This is a genomic window from uncultured Thiocystis sp. (assembly GCF_903866365.1).
Lineage (GTDB): Bacteria > Pseudomonadota > Gammaproteobacteria > Chromatiales > Chromatiaceae > Chromatium.
This window is the reverse complement of record NZ_CAIPNF010000331.1, coordinates 1-4,738: the sequence shown is the minus strand read 5'-3', so window position 1 is coordinate 4,738 and position 4,738 is coordinate 1. Positions and strand designations below refer to the sequence as shown.

Below are 4,738 nucleotides of genomic sequence, written 5' to 3'. Positions count from 1 at the left end.
CATTCTGATGATCGTGCGTTTTTCAAATAACCCCGAGCGCCCATGTCCCAGGGTGAGCGCGTATAATTTTTTCTGAAATCAATAAAATCAAACAGTTAAGATGCGAGCTTCACAATACATATGAACTGTAACTTATTGATTTATAGGGGTACGCGCTCGCCCTGGCCCATGTCCCCATCTTCCCCGACCGCGCGCGGCGGCGCCCGCCCTGGCGCCCATCTGTAGGGTTAGCGGGCCTTGTAGGGTCTCGCATCGTTGCCAACGGATGGAGCAGGTCATCGGACGAGTCTCGTTCAAGACCCGTGATGCGACAACGCGAGACCTGACCCTTTTCCCCCGTGACCCTTTTCCCCGCAAGAACGAGGATGTCTGGCCCCACGCGGATGCCGGTCCGGTCCGGATCGGATCGGGTCGGCGCTGGGGACCGCAGTCGAACGCTATTCGCGCCTGATCGAGCGCCTTGGCCCTCTGAACGCCCGCGCGCGGCATCCGCATCCCTTGGTTCGGCCCGCTGACGGTGCGCCAGTGGCATGCGCTGACGGCGATCCACAACCGCACCCATCGCATTCAGATCGAAAAGATCGTGCGACGGCTAAACTGAGCCCATGACCGGATCGGATCTCCCAAACGCCGATCCACGCGCTCGGCACGCCACGCTCATCCGCTTGCATGCCGACCCTGGAAGCCTGCCGCCGTTGTCCCGGCATGCGCGGACCGCCGGTGCACAGCGCCGCCGTCCTGTCGCCGGTGATGGTGTGATCGGACAGGCCCCCGGCACTCGTGAGATCGAACAACTGCGACCCTTTTGCTGGACCGCCGAAGACCCTCTTTGGCTGGTTCGCGTCGATTGGCCTGGACGAAGCCGCCTGTCGCGAGCGCATCCTGATCAGCGCGGTCTGCCGCTGTTTCCCCGGCAAGAACCCCAAGGGCGGCGACCGCGTGCCGGATCGCGGCGAGGTCGAACGCTGCGGCGGTTGGTGGCGCACCGAAATGGACCTGCTGCGTCCGCGTCTCATCATCCCGATCGGCAAGCTCGCCATCGCCCAAGTGATGGAATTCGGACTGTTGAACGAGGTGATCGGCCAGCAGTGGCCCTACCGATCGGAGGCCGGTTGGGAGGCCGACATCATCCCGCTCCCGCATCCCTCGGGCGCCTCCACCTGGTTCAAGATGGAGCCGGGCCGGACCCTGCTCGGCCAAACCATGGGGCGTATCGCCAACCATCTAGCGTGGCGGGACTTGATGGCATCGTGAACGATTTCGCGTTCTGGGTCATACCAGTTCAAACCTCGCCGTTTCCGTTTCCGTTTCCGTCTCCGCTTCCTCGATGATCCGCAATACTCGATCCAGGTATTTGCCCTCCTGAGCATTGGTCGCCTGGCGAAGGTACGGTGGAATCCGCTCGACGAATTCGCTTTTCGTCATCGGCATGAATTCCAGCAGCGCCTCCAGCATTGCCGGGCGCAGCAAGCGCTGGCTCTCTGGCGTCGTCACGACTTCGGCGCGGATGACATCAAGGTCAAAGTGACAGAGTTTCCCGCGCAGATCGCGTGCCTCGGGAAGACTCGCTTCAATCACCGCATCCGGCAAGACGTCGTCGCTGTCCTCAACGATGTTCAGGCGCTCAGCGACTTCGGCTGTCTCGGGTTTGGCGGCGACTGATTGACTCTTCAGCGCGTTCAACTCGCGAATGATCGGATCGATCTCGCCCCGAGGATTTCTAAACCAATCCGTCGACCAGATACGGTGGATGCGCCAGCCCAGGCGCTCCAGGATGGTTTGACGCAGACGGTCGCGATCACGCGCGGACTTGCCCGAATGGTAGGTGGCCCCATCGCACTCGATGCCCATGAGATAACGGCCGGGGTTGCCCGGATCGCGAACGGCGAGGTCGATGAAAAAGCCGGCCACGCCAACCTGCGGTTCGCACTCGAAACCGGCTTGAGAAAGGGCGGAGGCAACCGCGACCTCGAAATCGCTGTCCGGCGGCCTTTCAGGATGATCGATTGCCCGGTGAAGATGGCCGGTTTCGGCAAAGGCAAGAAAGTCCTTGAACGCCTTCACGCCTCGTTTGGATTGCGCCGAAAGCAGGATGTCCTCCGATCCCATGGAACTGAAGATATGCATCCGCTTCTTGGAGCGGGTGAAGAGGACATTGAGCCGTCGCCAGCCGACGTCGGAGTTGATCGGTCCAAAACGCTGAAAGACCTTGCCGCTCTTCTCCTCCGGCCCGTAGGTGCAGGAGATAAAGATCACATCCCGTTCGTCGCCCTGCACATTCTCCAGGTTTTTGATGAACAGCGGTTCCTGGTTCAGAAGATTCCGGTCCATGGCATCTCGGAACAGTGGATCGTCCTTGGCGATCGCTTCCACGGCACGTTCGATCTGGTCGCGCTGATCGGCGCTCATGGCGACGACGCCCAGCGATTCTCCCGGTCGGTGGAAAAGATGGTGCTGCACCGCGAGAGCGATCATGCGCGCCTCCTCGATATTGCGCCGATTCACGAACCGCCCGCGCGCGACCCGGATGAGTTTTACGCCAAAGTCCTCGGAATCGTTGTGTGGCGAGGGAAAGATCACCAGCTACACCCTTGTAGAAGGCATGATTCGAGAACGCGATCAGCGATTCATGCTGCGAGCGGTAATGCCACCGCAGACGGCGATGATGAAAGAGCGGAATCGCCGTCTCCAGGATATTTTCGGACTCCTCGATCGCCGTTGCTTCTTCCTCTTCATCGTCGATGACCCGGTCGAAGAAACTGGTTGGTGGGAGCTGTTTCGGGTCGCCGACGACCACCAGTTGTCGGCCTCTGGCGATGGCGCCCAAGGCATCCTGCGGCTTCATCTGCGACGCCTCGTCCATGACAATGAGGTCGAAGTCGATTTGGCCGGGTGCGAGATACTGCGCAACCGACATCGGCCCCATCATGAAGCAAGGCTTCAGGGCCACCAGTGCATTGCCGGCGCGGTGAACCAACTGTCTGAGCGGAATGTGCTTGGTCTTTTTCGCGCACTCGCGTTGGAGTAGGGCAAGTTCCGTATAGTCGCTGGCTCTTGCGCCGGTCGAACCGGGCGGAATCGGATTCTGGGCGATCCGCCAGGCGATGCGTTCACGTTGCAGGCGCTTGAGCGTCTCGTCGTATTGACTGAACTGTTGCTGCAACGCGCGTTGCGCATTTCCGGAGAAGGTGGCGAGGGCCGGAACTTCCCTGAGAATTTCCCTCGCAAGCACGTCGAACACGGCCAACCGGTAACCGGCGTCGATCTCGTCGGCTGGCAGAATGCCCCGTTCAATCGCGGTCGTGAGCCGCGTAAAACCGATCGACTTGACCTGATGACGAACCCTGACATAGTCGAGCCAGTTCGACAGCCAGTCGGGTTGTTGCAGGGCGTTCCGGTTACGGTCGATCAGCCCATCGAGTGTGTGGCCGGTGCCGATCTGCCAAGCGTCCAGATCCAATTCGGTTAGATCGACAAATTGGGCTCGGCGGTCGAGATGTCTCTGCCAGGCCGTTTCCATTTGTTCGGCAAACTGCCGAAGCGCGGTGAACAATTCACGGTTTGGTTGACGGCGGATGCCAGCACTCAGGATACGTAATTTCACCCTTTCCTCAAGCGCCTGCGCGAATTCCGCCGTATGCTCGGCGGCCGTCAAGGTCGCCTCGTCCAGTTGATCCGGATCCGCCAGCAGGTCGATTTGATGGTCGAACCATTGGGGATCGAATGCGCTCTCGTTCAATGCTTGTTGATAAGACTGGATCTCCCCAAGTTGGTTAACGGTACGCTCGACCTCCGCGACAGAGGCGGTTGTATCGATTAACTGCCGCTGGCAGATGCCAAGAATTGGCCGAATCTGCTCTTCCAGTGTCGACAAGGGGCCGTCCGCCGCAATCAAGGCGGCATCGCTCCGTTGCAGCGGGGCATAGCCATCGAAGGCCGTTTTCAGTTCGTCCAGTTCCCCGAGCATCGTATCAATCCGCTCAAGGATACCCTGCTGACGCAGCGACTGGATTCCCCTGGCCTGCGTGGTCGACATGGTGAGCAGCGTAGCGCCGAGTGGTACCTTGGGTCCGAACCCGACGCCATAGCGCATCCGCACGGACCGATACCAGGCGCGCAGCTCCCGCAGATCGACGATAGCGGTATCGAGCCCGGCAAAGTGAGTGCCCAGGGCGCGTCGATAACGGGCATCGTTTTCCAGCGTTTGCTTGTCTTTCGCGTAGGCGCAGAGCTGATCGAGTCGGTTCGACAGATCCTTGACGCGGGTTCCTGGTTTGGCCGCAAGTTGGAGCAAGGCCCGTCGCGATGCGCGCCAATCCGCGTTGAACCAGCGGAACAGTCCGGCGGTTGCCAGCCGTGCCCGAATCGCATCGAGCGCATCCGCGGGTGGCGACTGATCCACGGCAAAGGAAGTCCCGAGTTCCGTGCGGGATGTCCGCAAGGTTTCGATGCTGGTTGTCAGTTCAGGCAGCAGATCGTCCAACACCTCGTCATCAAAACGTTCGTGACGTAACTGAAGCAAGGGCAGTTTTAGCTGACCGACCAGTTCGATCAAGGCGCGGAATTCGCGCAGGCCCGCTTCGTCCGGCTTGATGACCTGCGTATAGGCATGACCGAGACCGATGGCGACTTCCGACATGGGTTGACCCAGTTCACGCAGTCGCTCCTGGAGATGTTCGATCCGCTTGGCGTATCTGGCGATCGTGACCAGATCGGTTTGCCCGGCCGCACCAAGCTG

The 4,738-nt window shown here is 60.4% G+C and carries 2 protein-coding genes and 2 pseudogenes; 1 reads left to right on the top strand and 3 read right to left on the bottom strand.

Translation table 11 applies throughout. From position 1 onward, the window contains the following. The first annotated feature begins 780 nt into the window (after nt 1–780). Nucleotides 781–1,254, top strand: a complete 474-nt coding sequence (locus QZY07_RS18675; RefSeq protein ID WP_295405937.1) for a uracil-DNA glycosylase family protein — start codon at nt 781–783, stop codon at nt 1,252–1,254. Nucleotides 1,255–1,272: 18 nt separating this feature from the next. Here the strand turns inward: QZY07_RS18675 and QZY07_RS18670 are convergent, their stop codons facing one another. The 3 genes and pseudogenes from QZY07_RS18670 to QZY07_RS27540 form a co-directional block, all read right to left on the bottom strand. Then, nucleotides 1,273–2,064, bottom strand: coding sequence for a DUF559 domain-containing protein (locus QZY07_RS18670; RefSeq protein ID WP_295405935.1), 792 nt, complete (start codon nt 2,062–2,064; stop codon nt 1,273–1,275). A gap of 108 nt (nt 2,065–2,172) precedes the next feature. Then, a pseudogene (locus tag QZY07_RS27545) lies at nt 2,173–2,475 on the bottom strand (hypothetical protein); the annotation flags it as partial. A 295-nt stretch (nt 2,476–2,770) separates the two neighbouring features. After that, nucleotides 2,771–2,917: pseudogene (locus QZY07_RS27540) on the bottom strand (AAA domain-containing protein); the annotation flags it as partial. Nucleotides 2,918–4,738: the final 1,821 nt, after the last annotated feature.